Source organism: Sphingopyxis sp. JAI128 (assembly GCF_014207235.1).
Lineage (GTDB): Bacteria > Pseudomonadota > Alphaproteobacteria > Sphingomonadales > Sphingomonadaceae > Sphingopyxis.
Genome location: NZ_JACHDA010000004.1, coordinates 116552 through 135384 on the forward strand (window position 1 = coordinate 116552; position 18833 = coordinate 135384).

The 18833-nt window shown below is 66.1% G+C and carries 13 protein-coding genes; 5 read left to right on the plus strand and 8 right to left on the minus strand.

Annotated elements, in window-relative coordinates:
• Positions 1-306 precede the first annotated feature (306 nt).
• Positions 307-1674: a M20/M25/M40 family metallo-hydrolase gene (locus tag HDC35_RS11315; protein WP_184646779.1), complete on the plus strand. Its 1368-nt coding sequence runs from the start codon at positions 307-309 to the stop codon at positions 1672-1674.
• A gap of 6 nt (positions 1675-1680) precedes the next feature.
• Here HDC35_RS11315 and HDC35_RS11320 read toward each other — a convergent pair whose 3' ends face one another.
• Positions 1681-1824, minus strand: a complete 144-nt coding sequence (locus tag HDC35_RS11320; RefSeq protein ID WP_221438228.1) for a hypothetical protein — start codon at positions 1822-1824, stop codon at positions 1681-1683.
• A 22-nt stretch (positions 1825-1846) separates the two neighbouring features.
• Between HDC35_RS11320 and HDC35_RS11325 the strand changes: the two genes are divergently transcribed.
• On the plus strand, positions 1847-2113 hold the full coding sequence (locus HDC35_RS11325; RefSeq protein ID WP_184647432.1) for a hypothetical protein: 267 nt from the start codon (positions 1847-1849) through the stop codon (positions 2111-2113).
• Between the two features lie 19 nt (positions 2114-2132).
• On the opposite strand, the gene HDC35_RS11330 is transcribed toward HDC35_RS11325, so the two are convergent.
• Entirely contained in the window at positions 2133-2726 is a 594-nt protein-coding gene (locus HDC35_RS11330) for a TetR family transcriptional regulator C-terminal domain-containing protein (RefSeq protein WP_184646781.1), read from the minus strand.
• 33 nt (positions 2727-2759) lie between these two features.
• Between HDC35_RS11330 and HDC35_RS11335 the strand changes: the two genes are divergently transcribed.
• The 3 genes from HDC35_RS11335 to HDC35_RS11345 all read left to right on the plus strand — a co-directional run bounded on the left by HDC35_RS11335 (position 2760) and on the right by HDC35_RS11345 (position 6852).
• The gene (locus HDC35_RS11335; RefSeq protein WP_184646784.1) at positions 2760-3923 is read left to right on the plus strand and encodes an aromatic ring-hydroxylating dioxygenase subunit alpha; all 1164 of its coding nucleotides are present in this window, start codon (positions 2760-2762) and stop codon (positions 3921-3923) included.
• A 107-nt stretch (positions 3924-4030) separates the two neighbouring features.
• Positions 4031-5251, plus strand: a complete 1221-nt coding sequence (locus tag HDC35_RS11340) for an FAD-dependent oxidoreductase (RefSeq protein WP_184646786.1) — start codon at positions 4031-4033, stop codon at positions 5249-5251.
• Positions 5248-6852 (plus strand): NAD(P)/FAD-dependent oxidoreductase, encoded by a 1605-nt coding sequence (locus HDC35_RS11345; RefSeq protein ID WP_184646788.1) that lies wholly within the window; start codon positions 5248-5250, stop codon positions 6850-6852. Before HDC35_RS11340 ends, HDC35_RS11345 begins: the two co-directional genes overlap by 4 nt.
• Here HDC35_RS11345 and HDC35_RS11350 read toward each other — a convergent pair.
• The 6 genes from HDC35_RS11350 to HDC35_RS11375 all read right to left on the minus strand — a co-directional run bounded on the left by HDC35_RS11350 (position 6814) and on the right by HDC35_RS11375 (position 18428).
• On the minus strand, positions 6814-8160 hold the full coding sequence (locus tag HDC35_RS11350) for an amino acid permease (protein ID WP_184646790.1): 1347 nt from the start codon (positions 8158-8160) through the stop codon (positions 6814-6816). The genes HDC35_RS11345 and HDC35_RS11350 overlap by 39 nt on opposite strands.
• Positions 8161-8164: 4 nt before the next feature.
• Positions 8165-10552: a TonB-dependent receptor gene (locus tag HDC35_RS11355; protein WP_260397684.1), complete on the minus strand. Its 2388-nt coding sequence runs from the start codon at positions 10550-10552 to the stop codon at positions 8165-8167.
• 170 nt (positions 10553-10722) lie between these two features.
• A complete protein-coding gene (locus HDC35_RS11360; RefSeq protein ID WP_184646792.1) occupies positions 10723-12549 on the minus strand; it encodes a sulfotransferase in 1827 nt (608 codons plus the stop codon).
• 9 nt (positions 12550-12558) lie between these two features.
• A complete protein-coding gene (locus HDC35_RS11365; RefSeq protein ID WP_184646794.1) occupies positions 12559-14148 on the minus strand; it encodes a thioredoxin domain-containing protein in 1590 nt (529 codons plus the stop codon).
• 56 nt (positions 14149-14204) lie between these two features.
• Positions 14205-15608, minus strand: coding sequence for a M48 family metalloprotease (locus HDC35_RS11370; protein ID WP_184646796.1), 1404 nt, complete (start codon positions 15606-15608; stop codon positions 14205-14207).
• Positions 15609-15794: 186 nt separating this feature from the next.
• On the minus strand, positions 15795-18428 hold the full coding sequence (locus tag HDC35_RS11375) for a ribonuclease E/G (protein ID WP_184646798.1): 2634 nt from the start codon (positions 18426-18428) through the stop codon (positions 15795-15797).
• Positions 18429-18833: the final 405 nt, after the last annotated feature.

Here is an 18833-nt window from a genome sequence, read left to right on the forward strand (position 1 = left end):
GCTGGATAATGTAGGAAAGGCCTTTTTTCGCCTTGCGGATGGCGGATTTGGGGTGGTGAGCCGACGTTAAAAATCCTCCCTGTCGCGTAGCGATGGGGAGGGGGACCGCGTCCACAGGGCGTGGTGGAGGGGCCGCAGCGTCGCGCCATTTGCCCCTCCGTCAGCGCTTCGCGCTGCCACCTCCCCATGGCTGCGCCACAGGGAGGATCTTATGGCCACTACCGGCCGAAACTCGCCGTCGTGCCGCACGGAACAGATTGACGCTTGCCGTCTGCCTTTATCACGGCATAGTCCGTTGCCATGCGCATGCCTTACACCCCCATCGCTCTCGCCGCCGCCCTGCTCGCCGCCGCGCCCGTCCATGCCAAGCCCGCCGACGCCGATGCGGCGAAGAAAATCCTGAAGGACAGTATCGCGATCCCGACGGTCGAAGGGCGCGGCAAAGTGCCCGAGCTGGCGGCCTATTATGCCGGCGTGCTCAAAGCCGCGGGTTACGCCGACGCCGATATCGAGATCACGCCGATGGGCGAGACCGCGACCTTCGCCGCGACACTCCACGGCACGACGAAGCAAAAGCCGATTGTTTTGCTCGGTCATATGGACGTGGTCGAGGCGGATCCGAAGGACTGGACGCGCGATCCCTTCGTCCCGGTCGAGGAGAATGGCTATATTTTCGGCCGTGGGTCGGAGGACAATAAATTCGACGTCTCGATGATGGTCGCGACGATGGCGCAGCTGAAGAAGGACGGGTTCAAGCCGAAGCGATCGATCATCCTGGCGCTTTCGGGCGACGAGGAAACGCAGATGGCGACGACGCGCGCGCTCGCGGCGAAATATAGGAACGCCGAATTTGCATTGAATGGCGACGGCGGCGGCGGGCTGATCGGCGAGGACGGCAAGCCGCAATATTATGGGCTCCAGGCGGGCGAGAAAACCTACGCCGACTTCACGCTCGAGGTGACCAACCCCGGCGGCCACAGCTCGCGCCCGTCGGACGTCAATGCGATCGTCCAGCTCGCCAACGCGCTCGCCAAGGTCGGCGCCTATCGCTTCGCGCCGCAGCAGAACGAACTGACCAGGGTCGGCATGCCGATCGTCGCCGACCAGGTCGGCGGCGAGATCGGCGCGGCGCTGAAAGCCTTTGCCGCGAACCCATCGGATGCGAAAGCGATTGCGACGATCCGCGCCGACCCCGAATATGTCGGCCAGATCGGTACGACCTGCGTGCCGACTTTGGTCAAGGGCGGCCACGCCGAAAATGCGCTGCCCCAGCGTGCGAGTGCCAACATCAACTGCCGTATCTTTCCCGGCGTTCCGGTCGAAACGGTGCGCGCCGAACTCGAAAAGCTGATCGCCGACCCGGCGGTGAAGGTGAACCCCGATCCCGACGCGAGCGCCAGCGACGCCTCGCCGCTGCGCGCCGACGTGATGGCGGCGGTGACGAAGGCGGTGCATGCGCGCGCGCCGGGCCTGCCGATCATCCCGTCGATGAGCGCGGGCGCAACCGACAGCTATCATTTCCGCATCCAGGGCGTGCCGAGCTACGGCGTCGCGGGCCTTTTCTCGAAGGCCAGCGACAGTTTCGCGCACGGGCTCAACGAACGCGTCCCCGTCGACGCGATCGCGCCCGCGCTCGCGCATTGGGACAGCCTGCTGCGCGACCTGTCGAAATAGTCGGCGTTATGCCGCCAATTCGGCCTCGGGCGCCGCGCGCAGCCGCGCGGCGTCGTGCCGCGGCGGCAGACCAAAGGCGCGACGGTAATCGCGATTGAAGTGGGACGGACTTTCGTAGCCGACGCGGAAGCCCGCGCTGGCTGCGTCCATCGCCTCCGCAACCATCAAGCGCGTGCCTCCAGCAAGCGCAGCCGCGTGCACCGACGGCATTCGCCAGGAACATCGCGACGTCCGCGCGACGATCATTTCGCCCGGTGTGGTCGAATCCGATCTCGGCCATGATATCACCGATCCGGGCAGCGCCGCCGCGATGGCGGAGTTCCGAAGCATCGCGATCACTCCCGACGCGATCGCCCGCGCGATCCGCTTCGCGGTCGAACAGCCCGACGATGTCGATGTCAGCGAGATCATCGTGCGCCCGGTCAAGGGCCTCTTCTGAGCCTACGTCGGCGGCGTTGCTAGTCGAGCAGCGCCGCCACGGCCTTTTCGATCATCGTCACCGCCGCCTCGGCGCCGAAGCTGTCGGCGTCGAGCGACAGTTCCAGCCACAGGCCGTCGACCATCGCGGTGAGCATGATCGCCAGCCGCGCAGCGTCCGATGCACCGCACGCGGCCAATAATTCGCAAAGCCGGGCGCGATAGCCCGCATAGCTTTGCGCATGGATGGCCGCCATGCGCGCGTCGCTTCGCGCGAGCGCCCAAAAGGCGGTCCACGCGCCGAGCAGTTCGGGGTCGGTGACCGGCGGGCGGAAGCTGGCGGTGAGATAGGCGGTCAGCCGCGCGCGCGGATCGGCGCCGGCTGCGTCCTCCGCGGCTGCGAAAATCGCGTCCATCCGGTCGCTGGTGGCCTGATAGGTCGCGGCGACCAGATCGTCGATGCCGCCGAAATAATGGCGCAGCAGCCCCGGCGACACCCCCGCCTTTGCGCAGATCGCACGGACGTTTGTTCCCGCAAGGCCATGTTCCGCGAGCACCGCGGCGGTCGCCTCGATCAGGTCCGCCCGGCGGGCGTCGGCGCTTTCGCGCGTAAAGGCTTGGCGAGCGGGCTGCATATTGTTATACGTTTGTATAACAAGGAATGAGCCATGGCAACTGCACCGCTTCGCGATTCGAATCTGGACCCGCTCGACGGTTGGTCATTGCCTGCGTGGACATACCGCGACCCCGATTTCTACAATGCTGAAATTGAGCGGATTTTCCGCCCGAGCTGGCAGGTCGTGTGTCACGACAGCGATATCCCGAACGTCGGCGACTGGCACAGCATCGACTATTGCGGCGAGAGCGTGATTCTGGTGCGCGGCGCCGATCGCGCGGTGCGCGCCTTCACCAATGTCTGCCGCCATCGCGGCTCGCGCCTCGTCGACGGCGCGGCGGGCTGCGCGAAAAAGCTCGTCTGTCCCTATCACGCCTGGACTTACGAACTCGACGGCCGGCTGAGCGGCGTGCCCGATTCGGCGAGCTATCCCACGCTCGACAAGGGCAAGGCGGGGCTCGTCGCCGTCGGCCTCGAACAATGGCGCGGCTTCTGGTTCATCCGGCTCGAGGATGACGGTGGCCCGTCGGTCGCGGCGATGATGGCGCCCTATGAGGCGATGATCGAACCCTATCGTTTCGAGGACCTCGGCGCGCTCGGCCGCGTCACGCTCCGCCCGCGCGACGTGAACTGGAAAAATGTCGGCGACAATTATTCGGACGGGCTCCACATTCCCGTCGCGCATCCCGGCCTCACCCGCCTGTTCGGCAAAAGCTATGGCGTCGAGGCCGAAGACAATGTCGACCGCATGTGGGGCGACCTGATCGACCGGCCTTCGGTGAACTGGTCCGAACGCATGTACCAGCGCTTGCTGCCGCCGGTGCCGCACCTGCCCGAAGACCGGCAGCGTCACTGGCTCTATTTCAAGCTCTGGCCCAATGTCGCCTTCGACATCTACCCCGACCAGGTCGATTTCATGCAATGGCTGCCGACCGGGCCGACGAGTTGTCTGATTCGCGAAATTTCTTACGTGCTGCCCGATGAGCGGCGCGAGATGAAGGCGGCGCGTTATCTCAACTGGCGCATCAACCGGCAGGTCAACGCCGAGGATACGGCGTTGATCACCCGCGTCCAGATGGGAATGCAGTCGAAAAGCTTTTCGATGGGGCCGCTCAGCGACAAGGAAGTGTGCCTCAAGCATTTCGGCGCGCGGATGCGCGACATCATTCCCGAGGCACGGCTGGAGCAGGCGCCGAAGGCGGGTTGGAGCCGGTAAAACACCCCTCCCGCTCGCGGGAGGGGTTAGGGGAGGACCTGTTTCCTCCGGTCGATTGTCAGTGGGACAGGCCCTCCCCCGGCCCCTCCCGCAAGCGGGAGGGGAGAATGAAGAGCGATCCTCCAGTCATCATCGTCGGCGGCGGCCCCGCCGGCATGGTCGCGGGGCTGCTCTTCGCGCGAGCGGGTGTTCCGGTCACCATTCTCGAAAAGCACGCCGATTTCCTCCGCGATTTCCGCGGCGATACCGTGCATCCCTCGACGCTCGAACTGTTCGACGAGATCGGGCTGCTTGAGGAGTTGCTGAAGGAGCCGCACGCAGCGATCGATACGATGACGCTCCACCTGCTTGGGCAGCAATATACGATTGCGACGATGAAGCATCTCCCGGTCGCGGCGCGCTTCGTCGCGATGATGCCGCAATGGGATCTGCTCGATTTCATCGCGGGGCAGGGCAGGCGTTACCCGACCTTCGACCTGCGCATGTCGACCGAGGCGACGGGGCTCATCTATGACGCCGGCGGACGCGTCAGCGGTGTGACGCTCGCGAGCGGCGAGGTCTTGCCCGCGTGGCTCGTCATCGCCGCCGACGGGCGCCGCTCGGTGCTGCGCGATGCCGCCGAATTGCCGCTCGAAGATTTGGGCGCACCGATGGACGTGCTGTGGTTCCGCGTCCCCGTGCCTGCGGGGATGGACATGCCCGAAGTCGCCCTCGGCACGATCGACAAGGGCGGCATGGTCGTCGCGATCCCGCGCGGCGATTATTGGCAGTGCGCGCAGATTATCGGAAAGGGCGGCTTCGCGCCGATCGAGGCGGAAGGCATCGAGGCCTTTCGCCAGCGGATGATCGAGATCGCGCCCGGCCTCGCCGCCGGGACAGACGCGATCAAAAGCTTCGGCGATGTGAAATTGCTTTCGGTCGCGCTCGACCGGCTGACGCGCTGGTCGCGTCCCGGGCTGCTCGCGATCGGCGACGCCGCGCACGCGATGTCGCCCGTCGGCGGCGTGGGCATCAACCTTGCGGTGCAGGATGCCGTTGCCGCGGCGAATATCCTCGCCGCCCGGCTCGCCGGGGGCGCCGATCCCGATCCGTGGCTCGCCCGCGTGCAGGCGCGCCGCTGGAAACCGACGGTGCGGATGCAGGCGCTCCAGCGCTTCGCGCATCGGCGCATCATCGAACCGATGCTCCGCGGCGAAATTACCCGCGTGCCCCTCGCGGTGCACCTGCTCGACCGCATCCCGCTGCTCCGCCGCATCCCAGGCCGCATTCTCGGCCTCGGCTTCGGCCGGCAGCATGTCCAATCCCCGCTAGCGAAAGACTTTTCATGACCAAAGCCTATGACGCGCTGATTATCGGCGCCGGCCACAATGGCCTCGTCTGCGCCTTCTATCTCGCCAAGGCGGGGCTGAAGGTGCGCATTGTCGAGGCGCGCGATGTCGTCGGCGGAGCCGCGGTGACCGAGGAATTCGCGCCGGGCTTCCGCAATTCGGTCGCGAGCTACACGGTCAGCCTGCTCCAGCCGAAGGTGATCGCCGACATGAAGCTCGCCGACCATGGCTACCGCGTGATCGAGCGGCCGATCAGCAATTTCCTGCCGCAGGAGGATGGCGGCTATTTGAAGCTCGGCGGCGGGCTCGAACGCACGCAGGCCGAGTTTCGCAAGTTCAGCGCGCGCGACGCCGAGGTGCTACCCCATTATTATGACGCACTCGAAAATGTCGCCGAACTGCTCCGCGACCTCGCGCTTCGCGTGCCACCCAATGTCGGCGAGGGCCTCCGCACCTTGCTCGACGGTGCGCGGCAGGGGCGGCGTTTCGCGACGCTCAGCCTCGAACAGCAGCGCGACGTGCTCGACCTGTTCACAAAGTCGGCGCGCACGATGCTGGATAGCTGGTTCGAAAGCGAGGCGGTCAAGGCCGCCTTCGGCTTCGACGCGGTCGTCGGAAACTACGCCAGCCCCGACACGCCGGGCAGCGCCTATGTCCTCCTCCACCACGTCTTTGGCGAGGTGAACGGCAAGAAGGGCGCGTGGGGGCACTGCGTCGGCGGCATGGGCAAGATTACCGAGATCATGGCGAAGGTCTGCCGCGATCATGGCGTCGAGATCAGCCTGGAAAGCCCGGTAGCGAAAGTGCTCGTCGACGACGGCAAGGCGGTCGGGGTCAAGCTCGTCGGCGGCGAGGAAATCGCCGCGGCGCGCGTGATCGCCAACGTCGGGCCGAAGCTGCTTTACGAACGGATGATGGACGCAAGCGACCTTCCCGCGGACTTCGAGCGCCGAATTAAGGGCTTCAAGGCAGGCAGCGGCACCTTCCGCATGAATGTCGCGCTCAGCGAGTTGCCCAAATTCACCTGCCTGCCCGAACCCGGCGAGCATCATCAGTCGGGGATCATCCTTGCGCCGACGCTCGATTATATGGACCGCGCCTTCCTCGACGCGAAGCAGCACGGTTGGTCGAAAGCGCCGATCGTCGAGATGCTGATCCCGTCGACCGTCGACGACAGCCTCGCGCCGCCGGGCCAGCATATCGCCAGCCTCTTTTGCCAGCAATTCGCGCCCGAATTGCCTGACGGCCGCGATTGGGACGACGAGGAGGAAGCGGCCGCCGACTGCATCATCGACACCGTCGAGCAGCATGCGCCGGGTTTCAGGACGAGCATCATCGCCCAGACCCGCCTGTCTCCCAAGGGGCTTGAACGCAAGTTCGGCCTCGTCGGCGGCGATATCATGCACGGCAATATGAGCCTCGACCAGCTCTGGGCCGCGCGCCCGGTGCTCGGCAATGGAGGCTATCGCGGGCCCGTGAAGGGCCTTTATATGTGCGGCGCGGGCACGCACCCCGGCGGCGGCGTCACCGGCGCGCCGGGGCACAATGCGGCGCGGGTGATCCTACGCGACCGGAGCCTCTTCGCGCCGCGCTGGCGCTGAGGCGCGCATCAACAGATAGATCGGGAGCCCCGCTGCGGTCATCAGCAGGCTCCAGGCACTCGCCTCCAAGCCTGCGCCGTAAAAGGCCCAGCAGCTATAGAAAAAGCCCGCGATGGTGGCAGCGGCAAATCCTGCCGAGACCTTGAGGGTGCCCCGCCGCTCGAGGACCAGCGCCGCGAGCGAGCCGACGATATAGAGGATGATCGCGGTCGATGTCGTGACCTTCACCATGAATGCGAACAGGTCGGCGAGCCCGCGCGAATAATTGGCATAGACGATCAGGCTGGCGAGCCCGCTCGACACCAGCTGGGTGACCCACGGCGACGCATAGTCATTGTCGCGGCCGAAGGCCGGCGGCAGCAGGCGGCGATGCGCAAGGTCGCGGGGGATGTCGCCCTGCAGCAGCACGAAGCCGTTGAGCGCGCCAAGTGCTGCAATCGCCGCAAACAGCGCGACGATGTCGCCGGCGGCCGGGCTGACGAGGCGGCCGAAGAAGGTCGCATAGGCCGCGTTCGATTGGTGCAGCACATCGAGCGGCACCAGCAGCGTCACCGTCGTGCATGACAAGAGATAGAGCAGGCCGACCGCGGCTGCCGCGATTATTGTCGCGCGCGGGACGGTGCGCTCGGGATCCTTGACGCGGTCGCTGACAACGCATGCGCTTTCGAAACCGAGCAGCGCGAACAGGGTCAGCGTCGCCGCCGAGCTGACCCCCGACAGGCTGACCGGTTCGGTCCCCGCCATCGTCGGCGGCGGCGCGGCGCCGCTGCCGAGCGCCCAGACGCCGACGATCACCGCGCCGATCACGGGGATCAGTTTGAGGCCGAGGGTAAGGAGCTGCGCGCCGCCGGCGCGGCGGACGCCGAACAGGTTGACGAGGGTGAAGAACCAGATGCAGCCGATCGCGATCCACGCGGGCGCTGCGCCCTGTTCGCCGAGCCACGGCATCAGGATCGACATATTGCTGATCGCCGCGACCGCAAGCGTCGCCACCACCGTCCAGCAACTGATCCAGTAACTCCATGCGACGATGAAACCCGTCCCGGGGCCGAAAGCCGCGGCGCCATAGGTGAAGGCGGCGCAGCCCTCGGGCAGCCGCTTCGCCAGCCGCGCAAACACGACCGCGAGGCACAGCGTGCCCGCGATCGACACGCCCCAGCCGATCACCGCGTTCCAGCCGAGCGGTGCCAGATCGCGCGGGAGCAGGAACACCCCCGACCCGATCATGTTGCCCATGCCGAGTGCGACGCACATCAAAAGGCCGAGCTTTTGGCCCGGCCTTTCGCTGTTGATCGTCCTATCGGTCACCCGGTCAGAAATCCTTGCTCACCTTGATCCCGACCAGCCGCGGGCGGATGACATTGTCGTAAAAGACGCCGCCGGTGTTGCTGATCCCGTCGGGGTCGCCGCAGATCGATTCGCCGCACTGGACCGCGCTGTTGATGACGCCATTGCTGTTGAACAAATTGGTCGCAAAGGCCTCGGCACTCCATCCTTCGCCCTTGACCCCGACGCTGACGTCGGCGGTGGTATAGGCCTTGAAATTGCCGACGATGCCGTTTTCGAAGGTGCGTATGTCCGACCGGCGCTTGCCGACATGGTTGACGGCGAACTGGACGTGCGCATCCAGATCGCCCATCGGCCATTCATAGCGCGCCACCGCATTGCCCTTGAATTTCGGCGTGACGGGCAGGCGCGAGCCCGACGGCGCGAGCAGGTCGTTCGTCTGGCCCGGCGGGTCGATCGTGCAGTCGAATTGGGGGTTGGCGATCGCGCAGAAGTCGCGGCGGATCGTCGCGTCGTTATAGCTCCCGCCAAGGTTGAGCGAGAAACCGCCCGCGCGATAGCCGAGATCGAGTTCGATCCCCCGAATGCGCGCGATGCCCGCGCTGCGAATTTCGGTGAGGCCGTTGGCACCGAGGAAGGACAGCTGGATGTCGTTCCAATCCTCCTGATACACCGCGCCGTTGAAGCGCACCGGACCGAAATTGGTTTTCCAGCCGAACTCGTAATTGTCGAGCGTGTCGGGACCATAGGGCGGCAGCGTGCCACGGCGGTTGATGCCGCCGGGACGGAAGCCGCGCGACCAGGTCGCATAGACCAGCGCGTCTTCGTTGATCTTGTAGGTCAGGTTGAGTTTGTGGATGAAATCGGTGTCGCTCGTGCTCTTGTCGAGGTTGGTGCAAGGGCTTCCCGATATTTGCGGCGGGCCGAAACAGCCCGCAACGCCAGTGCTGCCGCTGAAACCGTCGGAATAGCCGAAGAAGCCGACGAGGCTGTTGTCGAACTTGTACACGCGGCCGCCGCCGGTCAGCGTGAGCTGGTCGGTGATGTCGAAACTGATCTCGCCGAACGCCGCATAATCGCGGTCCACGCGCAGCTGCTTCGTCAGCCAGATATCGCTGTCGGTGCCGGGGACGGTGATCGCGTCGGCGATGTTGTCGATGATATAATTCTGTTCGATGTTGTGCGACTGGCGTTGCCAGAACACGCCGCCGATGAAGCGGATACGCGCGTCGGCGGGCGACGCGACGCGGACTTCGGCAAAGCTGCGCTTGTAGCGGTCTATTCCCTGAATATATTGGTTCGGGCTGACCTGATTGCCGTCGTCATCATAGAAATAGGAAGCATAGCCCGCGACGGCATCGTAAAAATAGGCATAGTCCGAATAATCGCTCTCGGTCGTGGTCTTGCGCCGCAGGTGTCCGCCGGTCGCCGTCAGATCCCAACTGCCGATCTTGCCCTCGATAGTCAGTGCGGCCTGAATCCATTTATCGTCGCTGCGCTCAGGGTTATATTGCACCGTTTGCAGCTTGCGCGTCACCGCGGTCGAGCGTTCCTGCGCAAAGCTGCCATTGGCTTTCTGCACCTGGCCCATCAGCGTCGGGCGGATCGTCCAGTCGTCGTCGAGGTCGATGCCGAGCGCGAGGCGCGCGCCATAGGTGTCGACGTCGTTATAATCCTTCTCGACGAGCCCGGCGTTGGTTTGAGTGATCTCATCGCCAGGATCGTCGACGAGATCGCCGTCATCGTTGATATATTTGATAGGATAGATGCGAGTTCCCGCGATATTGTCGATATAGCCCGCGTCGTGGCGATACCAGCCCACGAGGCGCAACGCGGCGCGCTCACCGAGCGCGGCGTTGATGAAGCCTTCGGCAACGCCGCCGATGCCGCCGCTCGTGATGCTGTTGAGTTCGAGCCCCAGCGAACCATAAGTACCGCTGGTGTCGGGCTGGTTGGTGACGAGCTTGATCGTGCCGGCCATCGAGCTCGCGCCATAGAGCGTGCCTTGCGGCCCCGCGAGCGCCTCGACGCGGGCGAGGTCATAGGCGTGGATGTCGAGCGCCCCCTGGATCGTCGTGATCGGCATTTCGTCGAGATAGGTGCCGACCGTCGGCAGCGACGCCGAGTGGTTGGCATTCTCTCCCGATGCGACGCCGCGGAAATAGACCTGGCTGAACCCCGGCGCCAGCGTCTGGATCGTCACCGACGGCAGGAATTTGACGACGTCCTGGAATTCCTTGACCTGCAGTTCGCCGAGCCGTTCGTTGCCGATCGCCGTGATCGCCAGCGGCACGTCCTGCAGATTTTCCTCGCGCTTCGATGCGGTGACAACGATGTCGCTGTCGCCCCCGGTATTCACCTGCTGCGCCAGCGCCGTGCCCGACGTGGCGAGGATGGTGGTGCCGAGCAGCATCGCGCCGCCCTTAACCCAAAAAGCCGACCGATTCCGCATCATGGACCCCCCACAGATGACAAGCATGTGACATGAGAATGACGCGGCGCGGCGCAAGCGCAAGCCTAGTTCGTCGGTGCGCCCGGTCATTGGTCGAAAATGTCGCCCGATGTTGCCCAAAGGCAACGAATTTACCCTCTGGTTGGCCGATATTCGTCCGGAACGGCCGGATAGGCGCCCAGAACCGGCCCCAGCGCCTTCTCCAGCGGCCCGAGCCACCGGGCGTAAGGCCGCCATTGGTCGACCCCGTCGCGGTTGATCGGGCGACGCACCTGTTCGCTCGATGCCGTGCGCACCGCGCGCGCATTGGCATGGAAATCCATGCAGTCTTCCTCGAACGGCTGGCCAAGGAAGGCGAGCATGGCGCGCACCTCGGCCTCCGGATCGCTCAATAGCGCTTCGTGGATGACGCGGTGGATGCGCCCCGGCTGCACCGTGTCGAGATGCGCCATCAGCCGCACATAGTCGCGGTAATAGGCGCCCATGTCGGACAGGCGATAGCTGAATGCCTGCCCCGTGGCGAAATGCTGGCGGAAATTCGACCAGCAGCAATCGAGCGGGTGGCGCCGCGCGTCGATGATCCTTGCATTGGGCAGGATCAGCCGGATCAGCGGGGCATAGAGCCAGTTGTTCGGCAGCTTGTCGATATAGAGAGGCTTGGCGGTCTTGCGCTGAACCGCTGTGCGACGCACGAAGGCGGCCCCCATCTCGGCGAGCTTGTCGGGCGACGCCTCGGCGAGTGCCGCGACCCAGTGCCGGCCCTCGCCCTTCGCCTCGCGGCCAAGACCAAGCGCGATCGCGGGGATGTCGGGCAATTCCATCGTCCCCTCGATCGCCGAATGGCTCGCCAAAATCTGTTCGACGAGCGTCGATCCGGCGCGCGGCATCCCGAGGATGAAGACGGGATCGTCGCTGGGGTCGCCCTGTCCGGCGCGCTCGGCAAAGAAATCGGCGGTGCACGTCGCAATCGCGGCGTCGACGGTCGCACTCGTTTCGGCGGCGTCATAGCCGAGTTGGCCGGCGCGGATCGCATTGCCCGCGTCATAATGGCGAAACGCCGCCGCAGGCTCGCCCGCGTCGTCATAGGCCTTGCCGAGCGCGAAATGCAGATGCAGCCGGTCGTCGTCGCGCTCGACGCTGGCGGGTGCAGCGGCCGCGAGCTGCGCTTCCATCGCCTGCCGGTCGGCTTCGCGAAAACGAATGGTTTTGAGGTTGGCGAGGCTCCACCAGATTTCGCCCAGCCCCGGCTCGGCATCGAGGCCGCGGCGGTAGGCCGCGATGCTGTCCTCCTGCCGCCCCACTGTCTTCAGCATGTGACCGTAACTCATCCACAGCTTTGCATGGCCGGGAAAGCGCGTGACCAGCTCGGCATAAAGCGCGATCGCTTCGTCATAGCCGCCGATCCGACCGAGCGCGGCGGCCTTCAGATTCGCATGCGCGGGGTTGTCGGGGTCGCCAGCCAGCACTGCGTCGAGCGTTTCGACAGCCTCGGCATAGCGGTTTTGCTTGTAAAGCACGGTCGCGAGATTGGCGCGCGCCGCGCCGAACCCGGGCGCCAGTTCGAGCGCGCGGGTGAGCAGCTTTTCGGCGTCGCCATAGCGGCCGATCCGCCCGGCGACTTCGGCGAGCATGCGGATCGCCGCGACGTCGGTGGGGTCTTCCTTCAGCCGCGCGCGGAGCGCCGCTTCGGCATCGGACAGCCGGTTTTCGGCGAGCGCAAGCGCCGCATCGATCATCGCTTCGTCATGCACCGTGGCGGCAACCGCCGCGAGCGCGGCCTCGGCGGCCTCGTCTGCGTGCCCCAGCCGGCGCAGCGCTTCCGCCGCGATCCGGTGCGCCGCCGCCGAGGTGGGAACGGCGTCGACGATCGCACGCGCCTGTTCGAGCGCGGCGCGGGGCTGCCCGTTCAATAGCCGACGGGCGTTAAAGAGCGCCTCGTCATGGGTGACCGTCGCCAATGCCGCGCCTCAGCTCGCGGCCCGCGCTTTGCCGATGGCCTGCCGCAGCGTGTCATAGCCGACCTGCCCCTGCAGCAGCTGGTCGCCGACGACCCAGGTCGGCGTTGCGTTGAGCTGGAGCTGCGTCGCGATCGCCAGATTGCTGTCGAGTTCGCGCTGGAACAGCGCTTCGTTCGCGGTCGCATCGGCGCTGCCGTCGGTGACCACGCCGGCCTTCGCCGCCGCCGCGGCGATCGCCGTCCGGTCGAGCGAGCTTGCCTGGAACATCGCGTGGTGGAAGGCGTCATATTTGCCTTGCCGCGCAGCAGCGAGCGCCATGATCGCGGCGTCACGGCTTTGCGGCGCGATGATCGGCAGTTCGCGGAACACGACTTTCAGGCGCTTGTCCTCGCGGATCAGCCGGTCGACATCGGGCACGCTCGCGCGGCAGAAGCCGCAGGCATAGTCGGTGAACACCACGAGCGTTACGTCGCCGTCGGCATTGCCCGCCCAGGCGCCGGCATAGGGCTTTTCTAGCGCCGGGCGGATCGCGTCGATCGCCTTGGCGATTTCGCGCCCGCGCTGCGCTTCGAGCGCTTCGGGAATGATCTGCGGGTTCGCCTTGATATAATCGGCGACGACGGTTTCGACCTCGCTTCTGCTCATTCCTCCGCCAAAGCGGCCCCCGAGCCAGAAAACGACGGCGAGCAGGAGGATCCCGCCCGCTGCCGCAGCCCATGGGCGTGTCACGATGCCATTCATTGCCGTCCCCCTCGTCTCCGGCAAGCGCGGTGCCGACATCGCCTTCGTTCCCGCCGGCCTTTTTGCCTGTGGCGGGGGTGGCGACCGGTCGTCGCCCTCCAGCGAAACCGCGGGGCTCGCCGTTGCCGGAATCGCGGCGTCGCCCGCAAACAACGGCAGGTCGGGCACGGCCTGGGCTTTCGCCTCTGCCGCAGCGGCCTGTTCGCGCGCGAGCAATTGTTCGAGCCCCGAGGGTGGCGGCGCGGGTTCCTCGCGGGGGGCAGGGCGCAGCTTGTTGGCCGCCTCGCCGATGCCTTCACGAATGCTTTCGCCGCTCGCCCGTGCGATATCGGCGACGCCGGCCCGGGTCTTGCCTGCGACTTCGCCGATCCCGCGCCCCGCTTCGCTCGACAGTTTCCGGGCCTTGTCGCCAAGCGCCATCCTGGCCCACGCCGCGCCGCAGGCCTTGGCGGCGGCGCGACCCGCGCGTGCCGAACCGCGGCTTGCGGCGCGCGCAGCGCGGGCGGTCAGCGCGCCGGTCTTGGCAGCCAGTTCGCGCGAGCGGCGCGGGATTTCCATCGCCTCGACGCGCGCGGGGATGTCGGCGCGCTCGCCGGCGCGGATCGTCCAGTCGGCAAAAGCCTCCGCGCCGCTGCGGATACGGTCCCACAGGCTCGCCGCGCCAGCCCTGATCGCCTCGGGCTTCACCCGCGGATCGCGTGGCTTTTCGGCGCTCGTGTAACGCGACAGGTCGATGCCGACCGGCGGCTCTTCCTTCGGTTTTGCCAAGCCCTGGTCGTGGCCGGGCGCCACACCACTCGGCGTCGGCGCCGGGTCGCGCAGCCACGGCTGGTAATAATCGTCGTTTCTATCAGTCACTTGTTGCCCTCGAGCATCGCGGAATTGTGATGCGTCGCCCCTATGTCCGACCGAATCTAACGCCGTTTGCGTGTCCGTTCCACCTCGGCGCGGGCAACCAGCGAAATATCCTGTGCGCGGATCCAGTCGGGCGACCCCTGGGGCAGGCCCTGCATCGCCGTTTCGGCATTACGCAGCGCCAGCCCGGCCTGTCCACCCTCAAGACTATAGCGTTCCGCCGAGGCGAGCGCGGCGCGCGCCTGATCGCCCTTGTTCGCATAGACGATGCCAAGCTGATACCAGGCGAAGGGGTTCTGATTGTCGAGCGCGACGGCCGTCTTCAGTACCTTTTCGGCTTCGGCGAAATTGGCGGAATCCTCGGTCGCGATCAGCGCGTGGCCCAACGTCGCGCTGATCAGCGGCTGCGACCGCGACCGCGCGACCGCCTTGCGCAGCGCCGGAATCGCTTCCGTGGGACGCCCCGATTCGAGCAGCACCTGCCCTTCGAGTTCCAGAAAATAGGGATCGTCGGGGTCGATGGCGAGCAGGCCTTCGACTTCGGCCAGCGCTTTTTGCGGATAGGCGCTTTTGTGCCAGGCATAAGCGCGGGCATAGCGCGCGGGAATGCTGTTGTTGCTTTCGGGAAACTGGCGCAGCGTTCGTTCGGGATCCGACATATAGCCCGAAAGCTTGGCCTTGACCCGCTGGAAACGCTTTTCGATGACGGGATCGGCGGGCTTGTCCCACGCGGGATCGATGACATAGACTTCGCGAAGCGTCTGGATGCGATCGCCCGACATCGGGTGGGTTCGGCCATAGGCCTGATCGTCGTCCTGTTTCACCGCATAGCGAAATTCGAGATTCTGCAATTTCTTGAAGAAAGCCAGGCTGCCGCGGCCGCTGATCCCCGCTTTCGACAGATATTGTGCGCCAGCGGCATCGGCGGTCGATTCCTGGACGCGGCTGAAAGCCAGGAATTTGCCGAGCGCCGCCTGCTGGCCGGCCATCATGATGCCCATGCCCGCCTCGCCGCCGCCCGCGGCGATCGCCGCGGCGCCGAGCAGCAGACTGAGCAGTGAGATGTTCGTCGCCGCCCGCGCCCCGTCGTTCACGCGAATCGCGTGGCCGCCCATCACATGGCCCAGTTCGTGTGCGAGCACGCCCTGGACTTCCTCGGCGCTGTCGGCGGCCTCGATCAGCCCGCTGAAGACATAGATGTCCTGGCTTCCGGCGACGAAGGCGTTGATGCTGCGGTCGCCGAGCAGGTGAACGCGCACTTGCCCCGGCTGGAGCCCCGCCGCGACGAGCAGCGGATCCATCATGTCCTGGAACAGCGCCTCGGTCTCGGCGTCGCGCAGGATCGACTGCGCCGCAGCCGGGCGCATCGCGATGGCGAACATCGCGAGCAAGGTGAGGACGATACGGAACATGGCGCGCAGCCTTTGCGCGCCGATCATGGGCTGCGGCGGGAAAGCGGTCATCCCCGCGTCTCTTGCGCCGCGCGCCTGAACCCCAAGTGAAGCCATCAAGGCTTATTGGGGCCCAGCGCGCGCGGGCGCAAGGTCAGCTTGCGATTTCTGCGATCAATTGCCGCCCGATCGGCTTGCCCGATCAATTGCCGCCCGATCGGCTTGCCCGATCAATTGCCGCCCGATCGGCTTGCCCGATCAATTGCCGAACGTGCGCTGCCACCAGCCGCGGCGCGGTTCGCCGTCGCCACCTTCGTCACCGGCGGCCTCCGGCTCGGCTTCGCCAGCGGTTGCGGGCTCGGCTGCCGCCTCGGCGGCGACCGCCTTCTTAGCGCGGCTCGCGCGCTTCTTCGGCGCCGGCTTGGCGGGTTCGGCCTCGGCCACAGGCTCGGCCACGACCTCTTCCGTCGGCGTTTCGGCGGGGGGCGCTTCGGCAGTTTTCGAGGCTTCGGCGGCTTCGGCGGCTTCGGCTGCTGCGGCGGCCTTGGTCTTGCGCGGCGCGCGTTTGCGCTTCGGCTTTTCCTCGGCGGCCGGGGCTTCTTCGGCAACCGGCTCGGGGGCTTCCACCACCTCTGCGGGCGCTTCGGCTTCGGTGACGGCCTCGTCGGCCACCTCTACCGCATCGGCTTTCTTGCGACCACGGCCGCCCCGGCGGCGTCGCGGCTTGGCATCGGCGTCGTCCGCGTCGGCCTCGGCTGCTTCGGGCGCCGGCTCGACGGTTTCCGCCGGCGCAACATCGCCTTCTTCGGTTTCGCCGGCGTCGCTTTCGCTCTCATCGCCGCTTTCGCCGATTTCATTGCCGTCCTCGTCGCGGCGGCCGCGGCGGCCACGGCGGCGGCGGCGGCGGCGCTTGCGGCCCTCGCCTTCGCCGTCGGCGTCTTCACGGTCGCGCGAACGGGCCGGACGCTCGCTCTGTTCCTCGGCGGTTTCCTCTTCCTCCTCTTCGGGGAAGTCCTCGTCGTCATCGTCCTCGATCGGCGCGATCGGGGCGAAGCTGCGGCGTGCGACCGGCGGCGGGCCGCTGACCTCTACCGCCATGCGTGCGCCTTCGGTCTCGCCGTCGGGCAGGATTTCGACGGTGACGCCGTAAAGCTCCTCGATTTCGCGCAGTTCTCGGCGCTTTTCGTTGAGCAGGTAGAAGGTCGCTTCCTGGCTGGCGCGCAGCGTGATCTTGTTGCCCTTGCCGCGTGCGGCTTCCTCTTCGATCAGGCGCAGCGCGCTGAGCCCCGCCGACGAAGCGGTGCGGACGAGCCCGGTGCCTTCGCAATGCGGGCACGGCCGCGTCGATGCTTCGAGCACGCCGGTGCGCAGGCGCTGGCGGCTCATCTCCATCAGGCCGAAGCCCGAGATGCGGCCGACCTGAATGCGCGCGCGGTCGTTCTTCAGCGCGTCCTTCATCGCGCGCTCGACCTTGCGGACGTTCGACCCATGATCCATGTCGATGAAATCGATGACGACAAGGCCCGCCATGTCGCGCAGGCGGAGCTGGCGCGCGATCTCGGCCGCGGCTTCGAGATTGGTGTTGAGCGCGGTCTGCTCGATATTATGCTCGCGCGTCGACCGGCCCGAGTTGATGTCGATCGACACGAGCGCCTCGGTCGGGTTGATGACCAGATAGCCGCCCGATTTGAGCTGGACGACGGGGTTGAGCATCCCCGCGAGCTGGTCCTCGACGCCATAGCGCTGATAGAGCGAGACGGGGTCGGCATATTGCTTCACGCGTCGCGCATGGCTCGGCATCAAGAGCTTCATGAACTGCTTGGCGGCCTTGTAACCCTCGTCGCCCTCGACAAGCACTTCCTCGATGTCTTTGTGATAGATGTCGCGGATCGCGCGCTTGACGAGGTCGCTGTCCGAATGGATCAGCGCCGGCGCCGAGCTGCCGAGCGTATTCTCGCGAATCTCGTCCCACAGGCGGGCGAGATAGTCGAAGTCGCGCTTGATCTCGACCTTGGTGCGGCTCATCCCGGCGGTGCGTACGATACAGCCCATCGTCGGAGGGAGGTTGAGTTCGTCGATCATCGCCTTCAGCTTGCGGCGATCGGCGCCGTTCGAAATCTTGCGGCTGATCCCGCCGCCGTGCATCGTGTTCGGCATCAGCACGCAGTAGCGGCCGGCGAGCGACAGGTAGGTGGTCAGCGCTGCACCCTTGTTGCCGCGCTCTTCCTTGACGACCTGCACCAGCATCACCTGGCGGCGGCGAATGACGTCCTGGATCTTGTAACGGCGGCGCAGCGACATGCGGCTTTCGCCGTCCTCGTCGTCGCCCCGGCGGCCGCGTCCGCGGCCCCGGCCGCCCTTGCGGCCGTCGCGGCCACGGCGCTTGCGGTCGCCGCGGCCATCCTTGCCTTCGTCGGCGCTTTCTTCGCCGTCGTCGGCATCGCCATTATCGGCACCCTCTTCCTCGTCGCCTTCGGTCTCTTCGCCGATGGTTTCGGGCGCGGGGGCGTCGCCATTTTCGTCTTCGTCGTGATATTCAACGTCGGCGACATCGCCTTCGAGCTCGTCGAGGTCCTCCTCGGCGCGCTGCGCGGCGGCGGCGGCATGTTCGGCCTCTTCGCGCAGCAGCGCTTCGCGGTCTTCCTTCGGAATCTGGTAATAGTCGGGGTGGATTTCGCTGAAGGCAAGGAAGCCGTGGCGGTTGCCGCCATATTCGACGAACGCCGCCTGCAGCGACGGTTCGACGCGGGTTACCTTTGCCAGATAGATATTGCCCTTGAGCTGCTTGTGCTCGGCGGACTCGAAATCAAACTCCTCGATGCGGTTTCCCTTGGTGACGGCGACCCGGGTTTCTTCCCGGTGCCGCGCGTCGATCAACATGCGCGTGGTCATTCGTTACACTCCAAGCGCGCCTCGGCGCGCCATCAAAAAATCCCGCGAACCGCCCCGAAGGGTTGCTGCGGCGGAAAAGGGCGAAAAGGAAAAAGACGTTATTGCCGCGGGGGGCCTGCGTCCGGTCGTGGACGCGCATGCGGTCTTCATATCCGGCGACGGCCGGGGCGAAAGCGCCCGCGTCGCGAATAGAAGAGGGCATGGCAAGCCTCATGCGGCATCAACCTGTTACGGGATGAGCGGGCGGGCAGGGCGGGCGTCAAGCGAACGCCCCGACTGTCCGGTCAACCGGGTGGACTGGCGGCAGGCATGTCCTTCCCCGTATGTCCGGCGCCAAGGCGGCCATGTTCCGCAGATTTGCGGAGCAGGCCTTCCCCTCAAAAGGCCGGACGGCACCGGGAACGA